At 41.6% G+C, this 26,184-nt stretch carries 22 protein-coding genes and 2 tRNA genes; 22 read left to right on the top strand and 2 right to left on the bottom strand.

Features of this window, described 5'->3' with window-relative positions; translation table 11 throughout:
• Window positions 1–134 precede the first annotated feature (134 nt).
• Window positions 135–208 (top strand) — tRNA-Arg (locus ACP8HI_RS15700).
• Window positions 209–347: 139 nt separating this feature from the next.
• Window positions 348–767: a DUF1259 domain-containing protein gene (locus ACP8HI_RS15695; protein ID WP_438347143.1), complete on the top strand. Its 420-nt coding sequence runs from the start codon at window positions 348–350 to the stop codon at window positions 765–767.
• 48 nt (window positions 768–815) lie between these two features.
• On the opposite strand, the gene ACP8HI_RS15690 is transcribed toward ACP8HI_RS15695, so the two are convergent.
• Window positions 816–2,429 carry a GMC family oxidoreductase gene (locus ACP8HI_RS15690; RefSeq protein WP_438347142.1) on the bottom strand — a complete coding sequence of 538 codons (1,614 nt, stop codon included), beginning with the start codon at window positions 2,427–2,429 and terminating at the stop codon, window positions 816–818.
• 340 nt (window positions 2,430–2,769) lie between these two features.
• Here ACP8HI_RS15690 and ACP8HI_RS15685 point away from each other — a divergent pair, with 340 nt between their 5' ends.
• Both ACP8HI_RS15685 and ACP8HI_RS15680 read left to right on the top strand, forming a co-directional pair.
• Window positions 2,770–3,219, top strand: coding sequence for a GreA/GreB family elongation factor (locus ACP8HI_RS15685; RefSeq protein WP_438347141.1), 450 nt, complete (start codon window positions 2,770–2,772; stop codon window positions 3,217–3,219).
• Between the two features lie 58 nt (window positions 3,220–3,277).
• Window positions 3,278–3,466 (top strand): sporulation protein Cse60, encoded by a 189-nt coding sequence (locus tag ACP8HI_RS15680; protein ID WP_438347140.1) that lies wholly within the window; start codon window positions 3,278–3,280, stop codon window positions 3,464–3,466.
• Between the two features lie 138 nt (window positions 3,467–3,604).
• Here the strand turns inward: ACP8HI_RS15680 and ACP8HI_RS15675 are convergent.
• A tRNA-Arg gene (locus ACP8HI_RS15675) sits at window positions 3,605–3,678 on the bottom strand.
• A gap of 179 nt (window positions 3,679–3,857) precedes the next feature.
• Between ACP8HI_RS15675 and ACP8HI_RS15670 the strand changes: the two genes are divergently transcribed.
• The 18 genes from ACP8HI_RS15670 (at window position 3,858) to ACP8HI_RS15585 (ending at window position 26,105) form a co-directional block, all read left to right on the top strand.
• Window positions 3,858–4,781, top strand: coding sequence for a hypothetical protein (locus tag ACP8HI_RS15670; RefSeq protein ID WP_438347139.1), 924 nt, complete (start codon window positions 3,858–3,860; stop codon window positions 4,779–4,781).
• Window positions 4,782–4,997: 216 nt separating this feature from the next.
• A complete protein-coding gene (tig, locus tag ACP8HI_RS15665; protein ID WP_438347138.1) occupies window positions 4,998–6,338 on the top strand; it encodes a trigger factor in 1,341 nt (446 codons plus the stop codon).
• 370 nt (window positions 6,339–6,708) lie between these two features.
• The gene (gene clpP / locus ACP8HI_RS15660; RefSeq protein WP_438351855.1) at window positions 6,709–7,299 is read left to right on the top strand and encodes an ATP-dependent Clp endopeptidase proteolytic subunit ClpP; all 591 of its coding nucleotides are present in this window, start codon (window positions 6,709–6,711) and stop codon (window positions 7,297–7,299) included.
• A gap of 11 nt (window positions 7,300–7,310) precedes the next feature.
• Complete coding sequence (gene clpX, locus ACP8HI_RS15655; RefSeq protein ID WP_438347137.1) at window positions 7,311–8,573, top strand: ATP-dependent protease ATP-binding subunit ClpX; 1,263 nt, start codon at window positions 7,311–7,313, stop codon at window positions 8,571–8,573.
• 123 nt (window positions 8,574–8,696) lie between these two features.
• Complete coding sequence (gene ispG, locus ACP8HI_RS15650) at window positions 8,697–9,806, top strand: flavodoxin-dependent (E)-4-hydroxy-3-methylbut-2-enyl-diphosphate synthase (protein WP_438347136.1); 1,110 nt, start codon at window positions 8,697–8,699, stop codon at window positions 9,804–9,806.
• A gap of 487 nt (window positions 9,807–10,293) precedes the next feature.
• Window positions 10,294–12,030 (top strand): ATP-dependent protease LonB, encoded by a 1,737-nt coding sequence (gene lonB, locus ACP8HI_RS15645; RefSeq protein ID WP_438347135.1) that lies wholly within the window; start codon window positions 10,294–10,296, stop codon window positions 12,028–12,030.
• Window positions 12,031–12,119: 89 nt separating this feature from the next.
• Window positions 12,120–14,456, top strand: coding sequence for an endopeptidase La (gene lon / locus ACP8HI_RS15640; protein WP_438347134.1), 2,337 nt, complete (start codon window positions 12,120–12,122; stop codon window positions 14,454–14,456).
• Between the two features lie 15 nt (window positions 14,457–14,471).
• Window positions 14,472–15,101 (top strand): ribosome biogenesis GTP-binding protein YihA/YsxC, encoded by a 630-nt coding sequence (yihA, locus tag ACP8HI_RS15635; protein WP_438347133.1) that lies wholly within the window; start codon window positions 14,472–14,474, stop codon window positions 15,099–15,101.
• A gap of 182 nt (window positions 15,102–15,283) precedes the next feature.
• A complete protein-coding gene (locus tag ACP8HI_RS15630) occupies window positions 15,284–15,805 on the top strand; it encodes a hypothetical protein (RefSeq protein WP_438347132.1) in 522 nt (173 codons plus the stop codon).
• A 162-nt stretch (window positions 15,806–15,967) separates the two neighbouring features.
• A complete protein-coding gene (hemA, locus tag ACP8HI_RS15625) occupies window positions 15,968–17,362 on the top strand; it encodes a glutamyl-tRNA reductase (protein ID WP_438347131.1) in 1,395 nt (464 codons plus the stop codon).
• 16 nt (window positions 17,363–17,378) lie between these two features.
• Window positions 17,379–18,206: a cytochrome c biogenesis protein CcsA gene (gene ccsA, locus ACP8HI_RS15620; protein ID WP_438347130.1), complete on the top strand. Its 828-nt coding sequence runs from the start codon at window positions 17,379–17,381 to the stop codon at window positions 18,204–18,206.
• 8 nt (window positions 18,207–18,214) lie between these two features.
• Window positions 18,215–18,862, top strand: a complete 648-nt coding sequence (locus tag ACP8HI_RS15615; RefSeq protein WP_438347129.1) for a precorrin-2 dehydrogenase/sirohydrochlorin ferrochelatase family protein — start codon at window positions 18,215–18,217, stop codon at window positions 18,860–18,862.
• A 3-nt stretch (window positions 18,863–18,865) separates the two neighbouring features.
• On the top strand, window positions 18,866–19,822 hold the full coding sequence (gene hemC, locus ACP8HI_RS15610; protein ID WP_438347128.1) for a hydroxymethylbilane synthase: 957 nt from the start codon (window positions 18,866–18,868) through the stop codon (window positions 19,820–19,822).
• Between the two features lie 4 nt (window positions 19,823–19,826).
• A complete protein-coding gene (cobA, locus tag ACP8HI_RS15605) occupies window positions 19,827–21,377 on the top strand; it encodes a uroporphyrinogen-III C-methyltransferase (protein WP_438347127.1) in 1,551 nt (516 codons plus the stop codon).
• A gap of 94 nt (window positions 21,378–21,471) precedes the next feature.
• Window positions 21,472–22,473 carry a porphobilinogen synthase gene (gene hemB / locus ACP8HI_RS15600; RefSeq protein ID WP_438347126.1) on the top strand — a complete coding sequence of 334 codons (1,002 nt, stop codon included), beginning with the start codon at window positions 21,472–21,474 and terminating at the stop codon, window positions 22,471–22,473.
• Window positions 22,474–22,492: 19 nt separating this feature from the next.
• Window positions 22,493–23,794 (top strand): glutamate-1-semialdehyde 2,1-aminomutase, encoded by a 1,302-nt coding sequence (hemL, locus tag ACP8HI_RS15595; RefSeq protein WP_438347125.1) that lies wholly within the window; start codon window positions 22,493–22,495, stop codon window positions 23,792–23,794.
• The gene (locus ACP8HI_RS15590) at window positions 23,791–24,708 is read left to right on the top strand and encodes an RluA family pseudouridine synthase (RefSeq protein ID WP_438347124.1); all 918 of its coding nucleotides are present in this window, start codon (window positions 23,791–23,793) and stop codon (window positions 24,706–24,708) included. Before hemL ends, ACP8HI_RS15590 begins: the two co-directional genes overlap by 4 nt.
• A gap of 188 nt (window positions 24,709–24,896) precedes the next feature.
• A complete protein-coding gene (locus tag ACP8HI_RS15585; RefSeq protein ID WP_438347123.1) occupies window positions 24,897–26,105 on the top strand; it encodes a LysM peptidoglycan-binding domain-containing protein in 1,209 nt (402 codons plus the stop codon).
• Window positions 26,106–26,184: the final 79 nt, after the last annotated feature.

Raw genomic sequence — 26,184 nt, 5'->3', positions numbered from 1 at the left:
TTGAAATTACCTATTGATTAATTGTGAGGGTGCGTTATAATGAATAACGCACCCTTTTTATAAGGATGATGAAGTAAAGGTACATATACAAGTTCGTGTACTACTCCTTTGTAAGGTGCATTTCATATAATTATGTCTCAGTAGCTCAGCTGGATAGAGCAACGCCCTTCTAAGGCGTCGGTCGGGGGTTCGAATCCCTTCTGGGACATACAGAAGAAGCTCTCCTATATGGAGAGCTTCTTTGCGTTCCAGGGTGGGCAAGAATCCCATTATTGATTCACAATGGGTATCCGTACAATCAGAACACTTCGTTAACCATAGAATACTCTTATCAAACAATAGGAGGTATGTTATTTATGGTTAGAGTGAGCCCACGATTTCAAAGACTATGTAACCAATTTTCATCTATTTTAGGTGGAGAACATGAAATAGATCCGGGTCCTGTTTGTTTTGTCAGTCGCTCTAGAAATCTTAAAGCGACAATTCTAGGAAGACGCACCACATCACCGCTGGTTCGTTATCAACTTTTTTCATTTGAATCCCTGGATACGTCGGGCCGGGCACTCTGTTTAGGTGAAACTGCGCTTCTTCAAAATCAAGCCAACCGATTAATTCGCAATCTTCAAAGAAATGGGATTACAGTAACAGCTCTTCACAATCACTGGTTGAATGACAATCCCCGGTTAATGTATATCCACTGGCAGTCCATTGATGAACCGGTTGCTTTTGCAAGAAAAACAAAACAGTCTATTGCCTTCCTTGGTTAGATAGCATTCAAACAATCACCCTAAGATAAAGGGTGATTGTTTGTTTAATCATTCTTCTTCCAATTCTTTGATCAGTGCGCGACGAGGATTACCTTTAAGTAATTGCTGAGCAATGGTATAGCCAATGAGGAACGTAGCGGCGGAGGTATTCCCGTCCACTGTAAACGGAATGATGGAGGCATCAGCTACTATTAAATCTTTCACTCCATGTACCTTTCCAAAACGATCAACGACTCCTCCTTTATTTAAAGGGGCCATCCGAAGTGACCCTTGTTGATGGTGATTATGTTCAAAATTCTGTATTATAAATTCCTCTAGTTTTTGATCATCATTAATAATGTCAAACGTTGGCGAAATCAACTGATATGAAGAATCTATTTCTGCCAGTTTCGACGCTATACTCTGAATATAGATTTTATAAATATTTTTAACTGACTCCATATCAGATGCATTGGCGAGAAATCCCTCGTCGGCCAAAACGATTTTCAGCGGGTCATTATTTTGAATTTTTATGGATCCACGACTCTTGGGTCTCAAGAATATAATGGCTATAGTTAACATCTCATCAGAACCGATACCGATCAATTGTACCGCTCGACGCTTGGGGTCTAAACCACTTGGATCCGGCAAAAAGGCACCACCTGTATAAAGGGCACTTGGATCGTTATGAGGCAGAGCGATATCATTCCTGTTTGCTGTAAATATAGCACTGTTAAGAGTGTGATTTCTTAACCTCTTTCCGACGTTCGGATTATTATAGATAACGGGTATTCCTGCATCCTTTAACGATCTTGCTGGTCCGATCCCGGATAACATTAGAAGCTGGGCGCTATTGATTCCAGTAGAAATAATAACCTTTTGTCGTGAGAAAGCTTTGATGCGCTCACCATTTTTTAAGAACTCGACTCCAACAGCACGCTTGGCGGAAAAAAGAATCTTAAGAGCCGTTGATTTAAAAAATACTCTTAATTTTCGACCTCGAACCCCCCGACCAGTACGTGTCATGATATCTGAAGAGAGGAATGCGGTTGATGAACTCTCCCTTCGACCATTTGGATGTTGATACAATTGCCAACGGGTAAAGGGACCCAAGGGGGATTTAGGATCATTGTAGTCAACAATCTCAGGAAGGCCGGTAGCTTGCTCAATCGCGTCAGTTAGTTTTTTCGCCATACGGGTTGGAGTAACGGGTGCTTGCCTTATATCTATCCGACCTCGATACCCATGTACTCCGGCATTATTGGTTTTTCCATTATATTTTTCTAGTCGTTTAAACCTGCGAATGGCCCTTTGTGGTGACCATACTGGACCAAGTAACCTTTCCCATTCCCTTAATACGGCTGATGTAGGTCGTACATACTGCTCTCCGTTAATGGAAGAGCCCCCTCCTGATAGGCGACCTGTAGTCCATTCAAAAGATCTATCATCCAGTCCACCCTGCGGTACCCCTTCACCTTGCCAAAAGTAATTTGGGAAGAAACGCTCCTCCAGTTCTGGAGCAAAGGTAGAATCCGTAATGGGTTCATCTTTATCGTTATTATCCCCCGCCTCCAAAACAAGTACGGACGTTTTTTTATCGTCAGAGAGGATCTTTGCAATAACGGCACCCGCAGGACCTGTGCCGATAACAATGTAATCAAAAGTTAACCTGGCGTTCTCCAAAATCAATCTCTCCCTTTTAAATAGGCTACTGTAGGATATTAAATTTTATGTAATATGTTCCGTAGTTGTGGAATTACTGGGTAACGCGGATGGTACTAGCAGCCGTACTAGTCTTCGTGGTGCTTCTCATTAATCTTCTATTCCTCATACCGTTATGGATAAACAACCGGAAGTTGAGAATGTAAAATTTCTTTTCTTTATTGGAAAAATAGTGAATATTTGATAAGATACGATAAAGGCCTCCTACACGAGGTCTATATTTTTATGGGGGGATAAATAATGGTACTATTTTACGCCAAAATTGAAAGGAAGAATCTTCAAACAGGAGGTGAAATCTACTATGAACCATAGTTTGATCCTTCAAAGCTCAACTACGCAGTTAGTGAACCAGCTTGTGTTCTTTGATGAAGAGAAGAAATTCTTCTTGATGCAATATATATCAGATGATTCTAAAGAGCAGAAAAGGGCCGATCAAATTCTTTCTGTATACACGACATCACTTGAAAAGATCATTTCTGAACGACAAGAAGGCTCATTAAATTCTATGGTACTTATTGGTAGCGAGGTTACCCTTCGTTATGAGGATGATGGTTATGAGGAGAAGTATACGATTGTGTTCCCTCATCGAGCAGATCCAAGCAAGAGCTGGATTTCATTCCTGTCTCCGATGGGCTTACAACTACTAATGACTAAAATGAATGAAACGTATGAATTTGTCGTACCTTCAGGTCATATTGGAGTGAAAATACAAGAAATTAAATACATGAATTATGGTGATATAGACAAATAATAAGCAATGTTGCATGATGAATGAGTAGTAAAGTAATCAATGAATCAGGAGGGTTTATATGATACAGGTTAAAGAGTTCGTAGATTCAGATAATTCCTATGCGGAGAATAAGGCCAATATATTTTTAGCGGGATTAAAAGAGGAACAAGTGATCAATATCTGTTATGGGTCGGTAGTTAAATCCAGCGTATCCAAAACAGAACGCCAAAGAAGCACGATCTTAATCGTTTATAAAACAGAAGAATAGCGTATAAGTAATAGCATGGGTACAATTTCAATCGTTTACAAATCGTTATTTATTCGTATTGTATACGTTTTCTTTTGGATCTTTACTTCATTAGAACGAACAAAAAAAGCTCTCCATATGGAGAGCTTTTTCATATTATGTCCCAGAAGGGATTCGAACCCCCGACCGACGCCTTAGAAGGGCGTTGCTCTATCCAGCTGAGCTACTGAGACTCGAAAAATCAACAAAGAATAATATATCATGGATATGAGAGAATATCAAGTGTTAATTGTATAGAATGTTTTTTTGATTTTAAAGTGGGTATGATATAATCTACAAATGCGAGTTCAAAAGATGACTTTTGAACAACCTCTACAATTAACAGAATTAAGCAAAGAGAGAAGGGGTACTCATGAACGACATCATTTCCCCTGCGAAAGATAATCTGATTCTTTTTCCAAAGACATTGGATTATTATCAGATACAACTTACGGTTATGTTGGAAAGTGAACGCTATGGAGAGGCGATGGATCTACTTCGCTTTCTACTTCAATGCCAAGGGCAAGAAGAGAGATATGTTGATGAATGGCAGGCTTTACTTGAATGGTTAGAGACTGCTTTTCCTCAATATATTTCTGGAGAAGATAATGAACAAGCTACTATTGATAATGATGTTGAATTAGATGAGGAAGATCTAGCTCGGCGTAATGCGGAGTGGAAATTCGCTGAAGATGCTGATTACGCTAATAAAATGTTAAGCATTGTAAAGGATGAAGCTTTGTCTGAACAGACGATGCTCGCATTAGAACAACTCTCCTATTTGAATGGTGACGCCATTGATCAGGAGTTGGTTGAGTGGTTGCAGAGTAATAATATTCATCCGTTGCTTCAATATCGAGTCCTACAGACATTACATAAGCGTGGTATGCAAGGAAGTATTACTTTTATGAGGGGACAGGAACAAGTTGAAGTTGATATTGAGAGTATTCCGACAAAAGATAACGACTTTCCGCTAACTGTGCAGAAAATTGTAGATCGGGTTGCTGAGTATACAGAACTTCAAGAGCCGACCCTTTTTTATTTCGCTCAAGAATTATGGTCGCAATTTATTAAGGCTGTATATGGAACAAATGTATATCTGTCGATGCTAACAGAAGAGGATTTGGTTATGGATATATGGGCGGCAGCACTCCATCAGACTGTATCTGAAAGTCTAACAGGAAGCCGAAATGAAGAGGAAACGCGGGCAATATACGGGATTACAGAGAACTTCCGTTTTCGATTCGAACAAGCCTATCGAGTGATGAAACAATTTGTTACAGAAGGGGGAGCATAGTAAACCGTTGTGACGTCCTTTTTGAACTTCCTCTTTTAATATAATAATTAATTTAGGATTCTAGGTTGAACCTACCCTTGAAAAAAGGTACAATGTTGATTATACTATAATGGTTGTTCTGTGCGTGAAATATAAGGATTAAGTATAGAGTGAAACTTATACTTTCTTATTTTCTATAAAAAAACATGAGAATTATTTTGGAGGGGAAGGCATAAAATGAAAGCAAACTGGGAAAAAATAGAGAAGAACCTTGGGGTTCTTGAAGTTGAAGTAGAAACAGAGCGTGTAACTGAGGCGCTTGATAAGGCTTTTACGAAAGTATCTAAGAAAGCAAATGTACCTGGATTCCGTAAAGGTAAAGTACCACGTTCTGTCTTTGAAGCACGTTATGGAGTAGAAAGCTTGTATCAAGATGCCATTGATATTTTGCTTCCAGAAGTATATACACAAGCAGTAGATGAAGCGGATATTTTTCCGGTAGATCGCCCAGAAATTGATATTGATCAATTTGCTAAAGGTGAAGTATTTAAGTTCAAAGCTAAAGTTACTGTTAAACCTGAAGTAACCTTGGGTCAATACAAAGGCGTAGAAGTACCAACGCAAAAAGTTGAAGTTACTGAAGAAGAACTAAACGAAGAATTAGTTCGTTTGCAAGGGCGTCATGCTGAGCTAGTTGTTATTGAAGATGCTGCTGCTGAGAATGGCGATATCACAATCATTGACTTCGACGGATCCGTTGACGGTGTTCCTTTTGAAGGCGGACAAGCTGAGCGTCATTCTTTGGAACTGGGAAGTGGTTCGTTCATTCCAGGATTTGAAGAACAAGTTGTAGGATTGGCTACTGGCGATCAGAAAGACGTTGAAGTAACATTCCCTGAAACTTACCAAGTAGAAGAGTTGGCTGGCAAACTAGCTGTCTTCAAGGTGAAAGTTCACGAAATCAAGCGTAAACAACTTCCTGAATTGGATGATGAATTCGCTAAAGACGTAAGTGAATTCGAAACATTGGATGAGTACAAGGCAGACTTGAAGACACAACTAGAATCTCGTAAAGACCAAGAAGCAAAAGGTGTTCGTGAAGGTCTTGTAGTGGATAAAGTTGCTGAATTAGCGGAAATCGATATTCCACAAGCGATGATTTCAAGTGAAGTTCAGAATATGATGACTGATTTCGATAATCGTCTTCGCTCACAAGGTATGGATCTTGACATGTTCTTAAGCTTCTCAGGTCAGACTAAGGCTGATCTTCAAGAGCAAATGAAAGTTGATGCAGAGAAACGTGTTCGTAACAATCTCGTACTTGAGCAAGTAGCTAAGGACGAGAAGATTGAAGTTACGGAAGAAGACGTTACGAATGAATTGGAAACATTGTCTGTATCATACAAGCGTTCTCCTGAAGAACTACGTAGTGTCCTAGCAGCTAATGGATCATTGAACAGCCTACGTGAAGAGATTTCTCTACGCAAAACAGTTGATTTCCTACTGTCTAACAGCAAGGAAGTTGCACCTGTAGAAGTTGTAGAAGTTGAAGAAGAAACTACAGAAGAAGTTAAATAAGAAAGATATTATAGGGATTGATAAGGTGCGTGTTTTTGACGCGCCTTATTTTTACCTAAACTGACCCATAATATGGATAATCCATGTGATAAATGGGTTTGTTTTTAAAATATAAGAAAGTATAAGTTTCACTTGATACTCTATTTCTTATATTTCGGCAGAGACGGTTACTTTAAAGCGATACAAAGTATCGCTAGCATAAACTCCTTGAAAAAGGAGGGCATAGCCGTTTCTGCTGGATACATATTTTTTTAAAGGGATTTCGTTGCATACTATTGCATATGTTGAAAAAATGACATCGTGCTTCTAACATGTTAAAATATTGATGAGATATGAATTTGTATTTTTAAAAGGAAAAGAGGTTGGTCAAATGAGTCTCGTACCTATGGTTGTTGAACAAACCAGTCGTGGAGAACGTTCTTCCGATATTTACTCCAGATTGCTTAAGGATCGCATTATTTTTCTGAGTAATGCCATTGATGATGATGTTGCCAATCTTGTCATAGCACAGCTGTTATTTCTAGCTGCTGAGGACCCAGAGAAGGATATTAGTCTATATATTAACTCACCAGGTGGTTCTGTCACAGCGGGAATGGGTATATATGATACGATGCAATTCATAAAGCCGGATGTCTCCACGATTTGTGTGGGTATGGCGGCAAGTATGGGATCTTTACTATTGACCGCAGGAGCGAAAGGTAAGAGATTTGCGCTGAGCAATAGCGAAGTGATGATTCATCAGCCGTTGGGTGGTATTTCAGGGCAGGCATCAGATATATTGATTCATGCGGATTGGATCATGAAGACAAGAGAAAAGCTTAATCAAATATATGTAGAACGAACCGGTCAACCCCTTGAAAAAATTGAGGTGGATACGGATCGTGATTTCTTCATGAGTGCTGAAGAAGCGGTCGCTTATGGGCTTATTGATAAAGTACTATCTTCACCGAACAAATCTTAAGGGGTGGTAATATGTTTAAGTTTAATGATGAGAAAGGGCAACTTAAATGTTCTTTCTGTGGCAAAACTCAGGAACAGGTGCGTAAATTAGTTGCAGGTCCTGGTGTTTATATATGTGATGAGTGTATCGAGTTGTGTACTGAAATTGTAGAGGAAGAGCTAGGGCATGAGGAAGAAGTGGATTTGAAAGATATTCCGAAGCCTAAAGATATTTGCGACATTCTCGATCAATATATTATTGGGCAGAACCAAGCTAAGAAATCTTTGTCTGTTGCGGTCTATAACCATTACAAACGGATCAATACACAAAGTAAGATTGATGATGTAGAACTTTCTAAGAGTAATATTCTCTTGTTAGGTCCTACTGGATCAGGTAAGACATTACTAGCTCAAACGATGGCCAAAATACTTAACGTTCCTTTTGCAATTGCAGATGCGACTTCTTTAACGGAAGCTGGCTATGTGGGTGAGGATGTTGAGAATATTCTACTGAAGCTTATACAAGCAGCTGATTATGACGTGGAGAAAGCGGAACGTGGTATAATCTATATCGATGAGATCGATAAAGTGGCTCGTAAATCGGAGAATCCATCTATTACTCGTGACGTATCTGGTGAAGGTGTTCAACAAGCCCTTCTTAAAATTCTTGAGGGAACTGTTGCATCTGTACCACCACAAGGTGGGCGTAAGCATCCTCATCAAGAATTCATTCAGATCGATACTACCAATGTATTGTTTATCTGTGGTGGTGCATTCGACGGATTGGAGCAATTAATCAAACGTCGCATCGGTAAGAAAGTTATCGGATTTAATGGAGGCGGAGAAGTTCAGAAAGATCTAAACCCGGGTGAGTACTTGTCCATGGTTCTCCCTGAGGATCTATTGAAATTCGGTCTGATTCCTGAATTTGTAGGTCGCTTACCTATCATTTCAAGTTTGGAGCCATTAGATGAGAATACATTAGTTCGTATTCTGACTGAACCGAAGAATGCATTGACTAGACAGTATCAGAAACTGCTGGAAATGGATAATGTGAATCTAGAATTTGAGCCTGCAGCATTGGTAGCTATTGCTAAGGAAGCTATTAAACGTAATACTGGTGCTCGTGGTTTGAGAGCAATTATTGAAGGTATTATGCTTGATGTTATGTTCGAGGTTCCATCTCGTGACGATATTGAAAATTGTGTCATCACCGAGCAGGTGGTTCAGGATAAAGTGGTCCCTGAATTGAATAAGAAGAATAAAGATAGCAAGGATCAAGAAGAGAGCGCCTAAAGGGTTACACATACCTTAGGGTCGCTGTAAATAGATTGGCGGAGTCCACTTCCAGCCCTGTTCGTGCAGCTATTGACGTCGGGGCGAGGGGTGGAGTTTTAGCGTTAAAGGGGGAGGCTAACTATGTTTTCAAGAAAAGACACACGTTCTGTTAAAGTTGGAGACCTGATCATAGGTGGAAATAACGATGTGATCATTCAAAGCATGTGTACGACGAAGACGGCAGATGTGGAAGCAACAGTGGCTGAAATATTACGTTTAGAAGAAGCAGGTTGCCAAATGGTGCGGGTTACCGTTAATAATGAGGAAGCTGCTGCTGCGATCAAAGAAATAAAGAAACGGATTCATATTCCGCTAGTTGCAGATATTCATTTCGATTATAGACTGGCTTTAGCGGCTATTGAGAACGGTATTGATAAAGTTCGGATTAATCCTGGTAATATTGGTCGGCGTGCGAAAGTAGAAGAGGTTGTTAAAGCTTGTAAAGCACGGGGGATTCCGATTCGGATCGGAGTTAATGCGGGTTCACTTGAAAATCATTTGCTTGAGAAATACGGTTATCCGACACCGGATGCTATGGTTGAGAGTGCGCTTTTCCATATAGGAATACTGGAAGAGTTAGACTTCCACGATATTATCGTTTCTCTAAAAGCATCTGATGTACCTATGGCCCTCGAGGCTTATCGCAAGGCGGCTGAAGTTATCCCGTATCCATTGCATCTAGGCATCACGGAAGCTGGAACATTGTTCTCGGGTACAATTAAGAGTTCGGCAGGCATTGGTGCTCTGCTCTCTATGGGGATCGGTAACACAGTGCGGATTTCGCTTAGTGCCGACCCTGTCGAAGAGGTGAAAGTAGCACGTGAGATTCTGAAGTCATTTGGTCTCATCTCTAATGCTCCAACATTGATTTCTTGCCCAACTTGTGGAAGATTGGATATTGATTTATTCTCTATTGCTAATGAAGTAGAGGAGTATATATCTAATTTAAAAGTACCCATTAAGGTATCCGTACTTGGCTGTGCTGTGAATGGTCCAGGAGAAGCACGAGAAGCTGACATTGGTATTGCTGGTGCTCGTGGAGAAGGAATGCTCTTCCGCTACGGAGAGATGATCCGTAAGGTGCCTGAAGCTGAACTGGTGAATGAATTGAAGAAGGAAATTGATCATATTGTTGAAGTGTATGAAGCGACAGGCGAAATACCAGGCCGCAATCATCAGCATCAATCCTAATTATAGTGTAAATACAAAAGCTACAAGCCGTAAGTTATCGGCTTGTAGCTTTTTTGACAGATAAGAGTGTGAAAGGCAGAGGGAATACTCGAAAGCTTCCTCCGAGCCTCAGATATTGAATGTGACAAATCTAATGAAGGAACCTATTACATATATTGGAAAAAGTGTTCGAGATGAAAGGAATAAAAGGTGATGCCTTGGGAATAAACCTTACTGTTAACGAAAAGTACATCGTTATACCTATCAGCGTATCGAGGAATGGAAAATAATGAATCAGTAAGCAGAAGAAATCCACAAAGTAGCCCATAGACATTACCTTCCTGACCACGACAGTAATTATGTATTTAAGTCATGTGATTTCAACCCTGTGAAAGCCCTCTAGACATATTTCCACTCAAAAATCACCGAAAATGAGTTTATTGGATGTGGAAAAGGCTATACTACCAAGTATTAGTCTAATGGGAGTTATAGAAATAGGAGGGTAACTATGAATTTAAGTATGATATTTATGTTGATTCAATTGTTCTTTGGAGTCATTATTGGGATTTACTTCTGGACTCTGCTACGTGGTCAGAAGACGAACCGAACTGCGATTGACAGGGAGTCGAGGAAAGAATTAGATAAGTTACGGAAACTGCGTTCTATTTCACTTACCAAACCTCTTTCTGAGAAAACCCGACCACAGTCGATCAATGATATCGTTGGGCAAAAGGAAGGGTTACGAGCTTTAAAAGCTGCGCTATGTAGTGACAATCCTCAGCATGTCATTATTTATGGACCTCCGGGAGTGGGGAAGACTGCTGCAGCAAGGGTAGTATTGCAGGAGGCTAAGAAGAATCCGACATCACCTTTTAAAAGTGAAGCGAAGTTTACGGAAATCGATGCAACGACTGCTCGATTTGATGAGAGAGGAATAGCAGACCCCCTCATTGGATCTGTTCATGATCCGATATACCAGGGGGCAGGTTCAATGGGAGTTGCCGGTATTCCCCAACCTAAACCTGGGGCAGTGACGAAAGCGCATGGTGGAATTCTGTTTATTGATGAGATTGGTGAATTACATTCGATTCAATTAAATAAATTATTAAAGGTACTTGAAGATCGCAAGGTTCTCTTGGAGAGTGCATATTATAACTCAGAAGACAATAATACGCCTGCGTATATCCATGATATTTTTCAAAATGGCTTACCTGCAGATTTCCGTCTTGTTGGTGCAACGACTCGTTCTCCGGAAGAAATTCCACCTGCGCTTCGATCTCGGTGTATGGAAATATATTTCCGACCGCTACTACCAGAGGAAATCGGTGTAATTGCAGAAGATGCTATTGCGAAAATAGGTCTTAAACCATGTCCGTCAGCGGTAGAAGTGGTGAAGCAGTACGCTACCAATGGAAGAGAAGCTGTTAATATCATTCAGCTTGCAGTTGGTTTAGCATGGACTGAAAAAAGAGACTCATTAGAGGCATCAGATGTAGAGTGGGTAGCCAATAGCAGTCAACTCCAACCTCGTCCTGAACGTAAAATACCAACGCATTCACAGGTTGGAGTAGTAAATGGACTTGCTGTGTATGGGTCGAACTTAGGGACATTACTTGAGATTGAAGTATCTGCTTCTATAAGTTCAAAGGGTCAGGGAAAAATCAATGTAACGGGTGTGGTGGAAGAGGAAGAGATTGGCGGTGGGGCACGAACGATTCGCCGGAAAAGTATGGCCAAAGGCTCAATAGAGAATGTTCTCACAGTCCTACGTATTATGGGACTTAATGCTAGCGATTATGATTTGCACATTAATTTTCCCGGTGGAACTCCGATTGATGGTCCGTCCGCGGGTATTGCTATGGCAACGGCTATCGTCTCAGCAGTAAAACAGATACCGATTGACCACAAAATAGCTATGACAGGAGAGATTAGCATTCACGGTAAGGTGAAGCCCATAGGTGGTGTTATTGCTAAAGTTGAGGCTGCATTTCAAGCTGGAGCAACAACGGTCATTATACCGAAAGACAACTGGCAGGCGCTATTTGCAGACCTTAATGGACTACAAGTAATCCCTGTTGAATCCATTCAGGAAGTATTCCATCATGTGTTTGGTAAGGAACTGGTGAATCACTTACAAGAAACGACGCTGCCTGTGGTCTCGGATGCCTATTCTGGCATATCATCGTCTCTCCTTCAGGCGAAATCGGTTACACCAGGTCAAGCAACCGATTCGAGTAGCTTCTAGAAACCGCGTTATATTGGTGTTTCAGCCATTCTTTTGTTAAAATATATTAATGCATAAATGTAAAGAGAGCAACTGGAGGTGTGAACGCGATGGGGTCAATTAAATCGAAAGGTCGTCGTTTTCCATTGTTACCTTTGAGAGGACTTCTTGTATACCCAAGCATGGTGCTTCATCTTGATGTGGGTCGTGAGAAATCGATCAAAGCGTTGGAGAAAGCGATGATAGAAGATAGTTTAATTCTCCTTTGTTCTCAGTCAGAAGTGAACATTGAAGAGCCAACGCAAGGGGATATATTTCGGATCGGTACAGTAGCAAAAGTGAGACAAATGTTGAAACTTCCAAACGGAACTATTCGTGTGCTAGTCGAAGGGATGGAGCGAGCGGAAGTACTTGAGTATACAGATAATGAGGAATATTACGAAGTTATTGCTCGTGAACTTCCAGAATTAGAGATTGATGATGCTGAGATTGATGCTTTAATGCGTACAGTTCTTAGCCAATTTGAGCATTATATTAATTTGTCAAAGAAGGTTACTCCAGAGACATTAGCCGCTGTTTCAGATATTGAGGAACCAGGTCGATTATCGGATGTTATTACGAGTCATTTGACTTTGAAGATTAAGGATAAACAAGAAATACTAGAGACTGTTGATGTTCGAGAGCGGCTCGAGAAGCTTCTTGATATTCTTAATAACGAGCGTGAAGTGCTTGAATTGGAACGGAAGATTGGTCAGAGAGTTAAGAAACAAATGGAGAAGACGCAAAAGGAGTATTATCTTCGTGAACAGATGAAGGCTATTCAAAAAGAATTAGGTGAGAAAGAAGGTCGTGCAAACGAAGTGGATGAGCTTCGTGAGCAGATGGATGAGAAGGATCTTCCTGAGCAAGTTAAGGAAAAGATCGAGAAAGAGATCGATCGACTTGAAAAGATGCCTACAAGTTCAGCAGAAGGTGGAGTCATCCGTAATTATGTTGATTGGTTGCTTAGTTTGCCGTGGTCCAATGTGACGGATTATGATCTGGATCTCCAGAAAGCTGAAGATATTCTGAATGAGGATCATTATGGTCTTGATAAACCGAAGGAACGTGTTCTGGAATACTTGGCAGTGCAGAAGCTTGTTAAGCAGATGAAGGGGCCTATTCTATGTCTTGTTGGACCTCCGGGTGTCGGCAAAACATCACTTGCTCGTTCCATAGCCCGATCACTTGAGCGGAAATTCGTACGTATATCGCTTGGAGGTGTACGGGATGAAGCGGAGATTCGTGGGCACCGTCGCACATATGTCGGGGCCATGCCAGGTCGTATCATACAGGGAATGAAATCTGCTGGCTCGATGAATCCGGTGTTTCTTCTAGATGAGATAGACAAAATGGCATCTGATTTCAGAGGTGACCCTTCATCTGCTTTACTTGAAGTGCTTGATCCAGAACAGAATAATACATTTAGTGACCATTTTATTGAGGTTCCTTTTGACTTATCTAAGGTGATGTTTGTTACGACAGCCAACGCTATTCATAATATTCCAAGACCTCTTTTGGATCGGATGGAAATACTCCATATTCCAGGTTATACGGAACTTGAGAAGCTTCAGATTGCCAATCGGTATCTGTTGCCGAAGCAAAAGCGTGAACATGGCTTGGAACCTGATCAACTGCAGGTCGATGAGGATGCCCTACTGAAAGTGATTCGGGAATATACGCGTGAATCAGGCGTTCGGAATCTGGAGCAACAGATTGCTTCAATATGTCGTAAGACTGCAAGAAAGATTGTTTCACAACAGCACTCCATTATTGTAATAACACCTGCTGATATTAAGGATAACCTTGGAATTGCTAAATTCCGTCATGGTGTAGCTGATCTTGAGGATCAGATTGGCACGGTAACGGGGCTCGCATGGACTGAAGTAGGTGGAGAGACGTTAATGATTGAAGTGACAGTCGTGCCAGGTTCAGGTAAACTAATATTAACAGGTCAATTGGGTGACGTGATGAAGGAGTCTGCACAGGCGGCCTTTAGCTATACTCGTTCCCAATCCGAAGTGCTAGGAATCGATTCTGACTTCCATGAGAAGAATGATATTCATATCCATATTCCTGAAGGGGCCATTCCTAAAGATGGGCCGTCGGCAGGGATTACGATTGCTACTGCGTTGGTTTCGGCTTTGAGTAAGAGATATGTCTCCAAGGATGTCGCTATGACAGGTGAGATCACGCTGCGTGGACGTGTATTACCTATTGGAGGACTGAAAGAGAAATCACTAGCTGCCCATCGTGCAGGCTATAAGAAAATTTTGCTCCCTAAAGATAATGAACGGGATTTAAGTGAGATTCCGGACAGCATAAAGAATGAAGTGGAATTTATTCCTGTGTCTCATATGGACCAGGTTCTGCAACATGCGCTTGTGGAACGTAAGGGAGTGCACTAGAGAGGGATTATAACTATGAAAGTAACCAAATCCGAGTTTGTGATTGGTGCCGTTGGGCCCGATCAATACCCGGGCGATGGCTTGCCAGAGATTGCTCTGGCAGGTCGTTCGAATGTGGGTAAGTCATCATTAATTAACAAAATGATTAATCGTAAAAATTTGGCTCGAACAAGCTCAACGCCTGGTAAAACTCAGCAATTAAACTATTATGTCGTTAATGATGAATTGTATTTAGTTGATTTTCCTGGATATGGTTTTGCTAAAGTATCTAAGACGCAGCGTCTGGCATGGGGTAACATGATCGAGAAGTATTTATTAGAAAGAGTGACATTGAAGCTATTGCTACTTGTAGTGGATCTGCGGCATCCTCCTTCCAAAGACGATATGATCATGTATGATTGGGTATCACATTATGATATTCCTGTCTGTGTTGTAGCAACGAAGGCTGACAAAATCCCTCGTAGCCGATGGGCTAAGCAGATTAAGCAAATGAGGCAATGTTTAGGTTTGCGAATTGATCATCCACTAGTCTTATTCTCATCTGATACGGGCTTAGGCAAAGATGAGCTGTGGGGTATTATTAAAGCTAATATGATTGCCACTGAAGAAGATGATGAGGATGAAGTTCTTACCGAAGGACAATAACTTTATACTTGTTAAAATATAAGAAAGTATAAGTTTCACTTGATACTTCCTTATATTTCCCCTGAGAAGGACGGCATAGTCGTTTCTACTTGACAAATAACCATGGAGGTCCGTGGTTATTTGTTTTTTCGCATTCCCATACAATGATACATAGCTGTAGATGTGATAAGGGGGCGTTGTGATTGCGTCGTAGAAAGAACAAAGACATTGTATTCACTTGTATATTGTTACTGTTAGTTGGGAGTTTGTTGTACCAGGGCTATCAGTTATTAAAGCCCAATGAGGTGAAAAAGGATGCATCCCAGATGCTTTATCAGGTTGTTCATTTTCAAATGGAAATATTGAATTCCTCCTTAATGGAGGCTATTCATATGAATAATACGAAAGAGCTAGATCGAGTGAAATTGGCTGCATACTCAGCTAACTTCGGACATGAACGGATGGTTAGAGCTTTTGGTAAGGATGAACTAGATTATTTGCCAGCCGTGGATGAATTGGTTAATATGATAACAGGCTGGCAGATCGCTGGAGATCGTTCGATTAGTCAACAAGAACGCGATTTGTTAGTTGCATTTAGTTCTAAATTTGCTGAGATCATACCGGTTTATGGTATTCTTGTAAATAATAATCATCAAGTAAATTCAGTACAAGCCGAGCAATTGAGCAAACTAAGTAAACAATTAGATGATCTAATTTCAAGATAAGGGCTTATCCCGATATGACGGGTTCATAAACATGTCAATAAATCGCCATGGAGATTTAAAATATTGTGATATAATTAACATAATTGAAATTGTAATCTATAATTGAGTGGTTGATATATGGTACGGAGATATTTAAATCAGTTGAGGTAGGTGACTTTATATATGCATATCGTCGTTGTAGGATTAAATTATCGAACATCGCCTGTGGAAGTGAGGGAGAAATTCACATTCGCAGATAAGGATTTACCGGAAGCTTTACGCCAATTAAAGCTTACCAAGACCGTATTGGAAGGTGTTATTGTTGCAACTTGTAACCGGACAGAAATTTATGTAGTCGTAGATCGTCTACATATGTGCGGTTATTTCATACGGGGTTTCATGGAGCAGTGGTTCGGTATTTCCCGTGAGGAATTCACGAAGCATATATATATATATGAAGATGAACAAGCGATATCTCATTTGTTCCGCGTGACATGTAGCTTAGATTCTATGGTGCTTGGAGAAACGCAAATTTTAGGTCAAGTACGTAGTGCATTCCTAGAGTCACAGCGTAACAATGCAACGGGTACTTGGTTCAATATGCTATTTAAGCAGGCGGTTACCCTAGGCAAAAGAGTACATTCTGAGACGACTATTGGAGAAAGTGCGGTATCCATTAGTTATGCTGCAGTTGAATTAGGTAAACGGATTTTTGGGTTGTTTACAGATAAGAAAGTATTGATTCTTGGTGCGGGTAAGATGAGTGAACTAACTGTGAAGCACTTGTATGGAAATGGAGCAGCTGAAGTTATTGTTGCCAACCGCACGTTGTCGCGAGCAGAGGAACTAGCCAAGAAATTCAATGGCTCACCATGTACTCTAGATGCGGCGATTAAGCGTTTAGATGAAGTGGATATTCTAATTAGCTCCACAGGTGCGGATGAATATGTATTAACTTCTTCACAGGTCAAAGAGAGTATGAAGCGTCGTCAATCACGGCCATTGTTTATTATTGATATTGCTGTTCCAAGGGATATAGATCCCATTATTGGTGATATTCATAATGTATTCTTGTATGATATCGATGATTTAGAAGGTATAGTACAGAGTAACCTTGAAATGCGTCGTACTGAAGCATCTAAGATTGAGATCATGATCGAGGAAGAAATCATTGTATTTAATCAGTGGTTGAAGACGCTTGGTGTTAGACCTGTTATTCGAGCTTTACAAGAAAAGTCTAATGTAATTCACGAAGAAACGATGGAAAGCCTATTTAACAAACTTCCTGAATTGGATGAACATCAACGGAAAGTGATCCGTCGTTTAACTAAAAGTATCGTGAACCAGATGTTGCATGATCCGATTAATCGAATAAAGGAATTGACTGGTGAGAAGAATGGGGAGGATTCCCTAGATGTCTTTACACAGATATTTGCTCTAGAGGACCAGCTGAATGACACAAGAGATGATGATATGTTGGTTGGACCAAAGCGCATATTGATGGGTACAAGCAGTAAATCTTCTACGGAGATCAAATCATCTCTTCCTAAGGCATCCTTGATGCCGGCCAGCCTGTAGAGGTGGGTGAGAGAAGATGTTATTATTAAGTAGAATTTATGATGCAGGCATTTATATTTATGCCCTGAGCCTTCTGTTCTTTTTCTCTGATTGCATTCGACGCAATTTGAGAGCGAAGTGGACAGGCACAGGGCTTCTTGTTGTTGTATTTGTAGTTCAGTTAACGATCCTTGGGATTCGAATGTGGGAGGAACGTATTGTTCCGATTTTTACCCTATATGATTTCTTATTCATGTTCGCGTTCATTCTTGTTATTGCTTCATTACTGATGTGTCTCTTTAAAAAGTCTGAGTTTGCTGTTCTTTTGTTAAGTGTGATTGGTTTTTGTGTTTTTGTACTTAATCACTTGTGGTTCGATTTCAGTAATGATCCTATGAGCAATTGGCAAGGTGTACACGGGTTGTTAGTATTCCATATTATTTTGGCAAATCTAAGTGTAGTGTCATTTACAGTTGCTGCTGTATTTGCAGTGATGTATCTATTTTTGCATAAGAAATTAAAAGATAAGAAATGGAATGATACGGTCAGACGACTACCAAGCCTTGAAATGATGGACAAATACTCCTACTATGGCATGGTGACGGGATTGCCGCTCCTATCTGTATCACTGATCGTGGCAGTGCTGTCTATTGTTGCTGAAGGACGTCTAGAATTGCTTTTGGATTCCAAGGTAGTTACTACTTTCGTGGGATTGAGTATTTTCATAATGTATTTTGTTAAAAGAAGGGCTAAGCAAAATTCCGGAGTAGTGATATCTAGGTGGGCGTTAATCGGATATGCCGTTATCATCATAAATCTGATGCTGAATTCATGGTCTAAATTTCATTGGTGGACAGGAGTGTGAGTTGATCTATGGCTGGATATATCCCTATCATGCTAGAGTGTGAAGATCGACCCTGTCTTGTTGTCGGTGGGGGGATGATCGCCGAGAGAAAGATTAAGGCACTCCTTGAAGCGCGAGCGAATGTAACTGTGATTAGTCCAGAACTTACGCATGGCTTATTTGTATTATATAAAGAGGGTCGTATTCAATGGGAACAAAGAGGTTTTGTTGATGGTGATACTTCGGGGTATTGGATTGTTCAAGCTACAACAAATCATGAATCTTTGAATAGGACAATAGCAGAGGAAGCGAAAGAAAGCTCGATTCCCGTTAATGTAGCGAGTAAGGCAGAGTTGGGAACATTTATCAATCCAGCTGTTATGAAGCGAGGACGACTAACGATTGCTGTATCAACATTAGGTGCGGGTCCAGGAATAGCAGCGAGTATAAGTAATACTTTGGCTGAGCAGTATGGTGAGGAATATGAGATTTATCTAGACATTCTGTATCAAATTCGTTCAGAAATCAAAAAAAGAGTTGCTTCACTTGAACAACGCGGTAAGTTATTAAGGAAATTAGCGCAATGCCATATTCTTGAGGATATTCGAGAGGGTACCTATAAGGAGTGGAGTCAAGCGGAAATACAAACGTGGATAAGAGAGAATGAGGAGGAGTAAAGCATGCGGACGATTGTAGTAGGTAGTAGACAAAGCGCACTCGCGTTAACGCAAACAGGGCAAGTCATTCAGTCATTGCAGAAACTTAGTGATGAGCATGGGTTTGATTTGACATTTGAAGTTAAAAAGATTGTTACAAAAGGGGATCGCATTCTCGATGTGACCCTTTCTAAGGTTGGTGGTAAAGGCTTGTTCGTTAAGGAGATTGAGCAGGCGATGCTTGACGGAGAGATCGATATGGCCGTACATAGTATGAAAGATATGCCTTCAGAGTTGCCGGAAGGTCTAATGAATGGTGCTGTGCCAGTCCGTGCAGATGCACGCGATTGTCTTATCTCCTTGGAAGGATTGGATTTAGATCAATTACCGCATGGCGCTAAGGTTGGGACGAGTAGTTTACGGCGTTCAAGTCAACTAAAGGCATATCGTCCAGATCTGCAGTTAGAGCCTATTCGCGGTAATATTGACTCTCGACTACGGAAGCTTGAGGAAGGCGAATTTCAGGCCATTCTACTAGCAGTAGCGGGTCTGAAACGTATGGGCTGGGAAGATCGAATTACATCTTATATTTCGGTAGATGTCTGTCTGCCTGCTGTTGGGCAAGGTGCATTAGGTATTGAATGTCGTGCAGATGATGAGGAAGTTCGTAAACTTCTTGCTCTGTATAATGATAAAGACACTTCGATGATAGTAGCAGCAGAACGTAAATTTCTAAGTGTATTGAATGGTGGTTGTCAGGTTCCTATTGGTGCACATGCGATATGGGTGCATGATAGTTCAGATCATACCCAAACAGGCTCCAGAATTATACAATTAACAGGCATGGTTGGTTCTCCTGAGGGGGACGTCATTCTGAAGGAAATGGTGACGGGGACTGATCCCGAGAAGCTTGGTCTTGAAGTAGCAAACAAGTTAATTGCTCAAGGAGCAGAGAATATATTGGCGCAAGTAAGGGGATGATGGGATGTCGTTAACATCTGGCAAAGTGTATTTGGTCGGGGCAGGACCAGGAGATGCTGGTTTAATTACTGTCAAAGGCTTGCAATGTATCAAAAAAGCAGACGTAGTTGTGTATGATCGTTTGGCAAATCCACGCTTGCTACAATCCATGAAACCCGGCGCTGAGAAGGTATACGTAGGCAAGCTTCCAGACAGACATACGATGAAACAGGAAGATATTAATCAGCTGTTGGTGGATCTTGCTTTGGAAGGTAAGACGGTGACTAGGTTAAAAGGTGGAGACCCGACTATCTTTGGTCGTGTCAGTGAGGAAGCGGAACTACTGTGGAAGAATGGTATCCGCTATGAAATCGTTCCGGGAATAACTTCGGCGATAAGTGTTCCTGCTTATGCAGGTATTCCGGTGACTCACCGTGATATGTCTTCGTCACTCTCGATTATTACGGGTCATGAAAGTCCGGACAAGCTTGATCGAATGATACAATGGGATAAGTTAGCGAATGCTACGGGAACCCTTATCTTTATGATGGGGGTTGCTAAGATAGGTTACATAAGTGAGCAATTGATCACACACGGTCGTCTTGCTAATACTCCCGTGGCGCTCGTACGTTGGGGAACTCGTGCGGAACAGGAAACATTGACTGGGACGCTTGCAGATATTGAGGATAAAGTAAAAGCTGCTGATTTTCAGCCTCCCGCTGTAATTGTTGTAGGTGATGTGGTACTACAGCGTGAGAAATTGATGTGGGCAGAGTATATGCCACTCTTCGGCAAACGTATTCTTGTAACCCGTGCTCGTTCCCAAGCAAGTGGGTTGGCTAATAGAATTGAGGAGCTTGGTGGCGAACCTTATGAGTTTCCAGTCATTGATATGGTGCATCCGACAGAGCAGAATGAAATACTAAATATAGAGTCGTCATTTGCTAAATTAGAGGAGTATGATTGGATCTTCTTCACGAGTGTGAATGGAGTGGAGTTCTTCTTTCGACATTTACAGGAACAGAGACGAGATGTCCGTTCATTATATCGTGCAAAGGTAGTAGCTGTTGGGCCAGCTACTGCTGAAGCCTTGATGTCACATGGTGTCATCCCTGAACAACTTCCGGAAGTATTCCAAGCAGAGGGAATGGTGGAGATGTTAGGAGAACGGCTGAAGGCAGGACAGAAGGTTCTACTACCACGAGGAGATAAAGGTAGAAAGTGGCTTCCTGAGAAGCTTGTGGAGATGGGGCTTGAAGTTACAGATACAGTTACATATCATACGGTTATTACGGGTGAAGATGATAGTGAACTGTTAAGAATGTTTGATGAAGGCGGCATTCATGCCATTACGTTCACTAGTTCCTCAACGGTGACGAATCTCCTTGCCATCATGAAGCGGATGGGGATTCAAGATCCTGTAAAGAAATTGGAAGGTATTGCAACCTTCTGTATTGGAGAAATTACAGCGATAACCGCAAAGGAAGCAGGCTTAACCGTGGGAATGGTAGCGGAAGAAGCGACCATCGAGAGCCTGGCTCAATCTTTATGCCGTTGGAACGCGATACAAAACTGAGATGAAAATATAGTGGTGTAAGAATAATCCGTCATCGCAGCGGTCATGTGAGAGAACCAAGTGTATGCTTAAAAACTTTTAGGAGGTAACAACCATGAGTTTTCCATTAGTGCGGCATCGCCGCTTACGGCAATCTGCCGGTATACGTAGTATGGTGCGGGAGACCGTTCTAAATGTGCAGGATTTGGTACAACCTATCTTTGTCGCATACGGTACAAATGTGAAAAGGGAAATATCCTCCATGCCTGGCGTGTATCATTTCTCGCTCGATACGTTGAAGAGTGAAGTAGATGATATTGCAGCTTTGGGCATTCCGGCAGTGCTATTGTTTGGAATTCCGGAAACGAAGGATAGTATCGGATCTTCAGGGTTTGCAGATGATGGCATCGTACAAGAGGCAACACGCCTTATTAAAGGCTGGTATCCTGAATTATTAGTTATTGCAGATACTTGTTTATGCGAATTTACGGATCATGGGCATTGTGGGATGGTACATACTTTTGAACATGAAGGTCATATTTGTGGAGATGTGCTTAATGACGAGTCACTCGTGTTGCTTGTCAAGACCGCAGTATCTCAAGCTAAAGCGGGAGCCGATATCATCGCACCGTCGAATATGATGGACGGATTTGTAAGAGCAATTCGTGAAGGGCTTGATGAAGCAGGCTATCAGAACATACCCATTATGTCTTATTCAGTGAAATATGCTTCTGCATTCTATGGACCTTTCCGTGAAGCAGCGGACTCTGCACCTCAATTTGGTGATCGTAAAACATATCAAATGGACCCCGCTAATGCAAGAGAAGCGCTTAGAGAAGCAGAATCTGACGTGCTTGAGGGTGCTGATATGCTTATGGTAAAGCCAGCTTTGGCCTATTTGGATATTATGCGGATGATTAAGGATCAATTCGATCTTCCTTTGGTTGCATATAATGTTAGTGGTGAATATTCCATGGTCAAAGCTGCCGCACAGCAGGGCTGGATTAATGAGAAGGCGATTGTTCAGGAAATGCTTACAGGTATGAAACGTGCTGGCGCAGATATCATTATTACTTATTTCGCGAAAGATGTAGCTGGTTGGATCGCAGGAAAATAGAAGGATGGGAGTGTCGAGGATGACTCAATTGTCTGGCAAGCGTAAGGAAGAGGCTTCTAGAGCTGCTTTTGAAGAAGCTAAGCAATATATACCTGGTGGAGTTAATAGTCCTGTTCGTGCATTTAAGGGAGTTGGATTAACTCCGATTTATGTAGAGCGCGGAGAAGGATCTCGTATTTTTGATATCGACGGAAATACATTCATTGATTATATCTGTTCTTGGGGACCTCTAATTATGGGACATGCCCATCCAGAGGTTATTGCAGCTATTCAGGAAACTGCTTTGCGGGGGACAAGCTTCGGGGCTCCGACGTTGATTGAGACGGAGATGGCGAAGCTTGTCTGTGAGCGCGTTCCGTCTATTGAAATTGTGCGGATGGTTAATTCGGGCACGGAAGCTACAATGAGTGCCATTCGTCTAGCGCGTGGTATTACGGGCAGAAGTAAAATTTTGAAATTTGAAGGTTCCTATCATGGACATGCAGATAGTCTTTTGATCAAAGCGGGATCAGGGGTAGCTACATTAGGATTACCTGATAGCCCTGGAGTACCAGAGAGTGTTGCGGCGAACACAATTACGGTTCCTTATAATGATCTTGAATCTGTCAAAGTAGCCTTTGAGCGTTTCGGTGAAGAACTTGCTTGTATCATTGTTGAACCTATAGCTGGGAATATGGGTGTTGTTCCGCCACTTCCAGGTTTTCTACAGGGATTACGTGATCTAACGACCCAATATGGAAGCTTACTTATTTTTGATGAGGTCATGACCGGGTTTCGAGTTGACCTAAATTGTGCACAAGGATTATATGGAATTACACCAGATCTAACTTGTCTCGGCAAAGTGATTGGTGGTGGACTTCCTGTAGGTGCATACGGTGGTAAACGTGAATTTATGGAGCAGATATCTCCATCTGGACCTATATATCAAGCAGGTACGCTTAGTGGGAATCCGTTGGCAATGGCAGCTGGTTACACGACACTTAAGTTACTCACGCCAGAAGTCTACAAGCAATTAGAGGAACGTGCTGCACGTCTGCAAGCTGGACTTGAGCGAAATGCTCAAGAACTGGGTGTTCCTGTTACGGTCAATCGGGTGGGATCTATGGTATGTCCTTTCTTTACCGATGAATCGGTCATTAACTTTGATACAGCAAAGAATAGCAATTCAGACACATTCCGACGTTATTTTGCAGGATTACTTAACCATGGTGTGAGTGTTGCTCCGTCACAGTTCGAGGGAATGTTCGTTTCAGCAGCACATAGTATCGAGGATATTGATTACAGTATTGAAGCTAACTATAAAGCCCTTAAGAATCTATGAGCTATCAAGGTAGTTGGAGTCGTCTAGGAGAGTGGCTGGTACTTATTCCTGGAAAAACGATCCGTGATTCAGACAACCGTGAGACGGAGACGCTTGCGTGGTTGTTGAACGCTGTTGGAATGCCTGAGAAGTTGTTACGTCGACTTAAGCACGAGAAAGGAATTCAATGGAATGGCGATAAGCTAAGGCTGGCTCTATTTCCATCACGTCCCCGTGGTATTGGTTCGATCTGGCAGGAAATTGATGTCCTCTATGAGGATGATTTCTGTTTAGTTATTCACAAGCCAGCTGGAATGACGATACACCCAGACGGACGTGAGGGTGAGGTAACACTGGATCATATTGTTGCTGCACACTATGAGGGAATGGGTGAAGAAGTCGCTGTTAGACACATCCATAGACTTGATCAGCATACGTCAGGACCTGTGCTCTATGCTAAGAATGAATGGGCCCAGTTGAAGTTAGATGAAGACATGCGAGGGAAACAAATGGAGCGAAAATATATCGCTTTTGTTGAAGGGACTGTCACTTCAAATTTGTCGGTGATTGATCTCCCCATTGGGAAGGATCGTCACCATGCTCAGCGCCGTCGTATCTCTCCTACAGGGCAATCTGCACGCACACGTGTGCGTGTGGAAGAGGTGTATAGAGGCGCGAGTCTTATTCATCTTGAATTGGATACAGGTCGTACACATCAAATACGTGTTCATTTAAGCCATTTAGGATATCCGTTACTGGGTGATACACTTTATGGTGGAAGTGATGCTTTGATTCATCGACAAGCACTGCATGGAGCGAAATTATGTTTCTCACATCCGTTTACAGGTGAATTTATCGAAATTGAGGATCCGTGGCCGGAGGATTTACTCGATCTTCGAATTAAATTGCAAGCGGTGACTAAAGAAACACATTAAAAAAGGTATGCGTTCTTTTTTCAAAATATAAGAAAATATAAGTTTCACTTGATACTCTATTTCTTATATTTCGGCAGAGACGGATGCAGTCTTTGAAAAAGGACGGCATAGCCGTTTCTGCTTGAGCATATAAATATAGTGAGTTAAGAATAATGGGCTCATGCCATGAGTCGACTCATGGTTAGAATATGCTGAAAAGGAGGACGTTACCTGTGTTTGACCAGTCCTATGGTTTGCGCTTTGATATTTATGAACGCATTCAATTATCAGAAGAAGTGGCTGGAATTGCGGAGCTTGAAGAGGTTGAATTGTTACCGCATATTCAGGTGATTAATCAGGATGAGGAAGCTACACTCCGGGGGCACTTATTACTAACAGGCTTATACAGAGGAGAAGGTGAAGAGGAGGGTACGCAACGGCTTGAGCACTACATTCCCGTTGAAATTACTGTGCCTCTTAACCGTGTTTCATCCTTAAACGAGATTGCAGTAGAAATTGAAAACTTCGACATCGATTTATTGTCCAAGAGAAGCCTTAACATTACAGGAGTGCTGTCATTGCGGGGGATTGAATCACCTGGAGAAGACATCTCAGCTTGGAATGCCGAAGAGTTCACGGTTGTACATGCTCCGGATTGGGAGGCGTTTCAAAACTCTTCATCTCGACCACCAGGTGAAGATATAGTCTACGAGGATCAAGTGGGGAATGAATGGCTAGAATTAAGTGAACCCATTGATGGACAGGATGCTCAAGCTAACATATCGGCGCTACATATGGATGAGGAGGGTCTTGCTCGCCTTAAGGATCACTCAAATGTGTGGCAAATTAAAACTGAGGATGATCAGGAACTCTCATCACCTACGCTAAACAGTCTTCAGGATGAACAATTACTGAACGAAGCCAATGCAGAACGAGAACCATCTTTGAATTCGTCAGAAAGTGGATTGTTAGACGAGGATTCATTTCTAGCGGCTGGAATATCGGAATCTGCTCAGGTTGAAGAAATCGATGAGAAAGTGGAGTTGAAAATTGCTTTAGGAAGCAAAAAAGAACCCACAACTTCTCGGCAAGATCAAGTCGGATTATCGTCAATATTGAATTCTAGTCGGGCGAGATCGTTAAGAGATTTGGAACAACAGGTTCAGGAAGAACAGTTGCAGGCTCGTGAAGTAAATAATGATCATGCAGTAAATGAAGAAGTGGAATGGAAAAGCCTCTTTCTCGGAGGAACATCTGAGAAGACGCCATTCAGTAAAGTTCGACTCTGTATCGTTCAAAGGGAAGAGACGATTGATTTGATCGCAGATCGCTATCAAATGAGTTCAAGAGAGCTGCTGTTATATAATCGTTTATCTGAACAGACGATTGAAGAAGGACAGATTCTCTATATCCCATAACGTATAACGATGGTGTTATTAGCGCAAGGGGCTATCTCCTTAGTAGAATTTCTCTACTAGTGTGATAGCCCTTTTCGTA

Origin of the sequence: Paenibacillus sp. FA6 (genome assembly GCF_051550225.1) — a bacterium.
Lineage (GTDB): Bacteria > Bacillota > Bacilli > Paenibacillales > Paenibacillaceae > Paenibacillus_AQ.
This window is presented reverse-complemented; position numbering and strand designations above follow the sequence as displayed.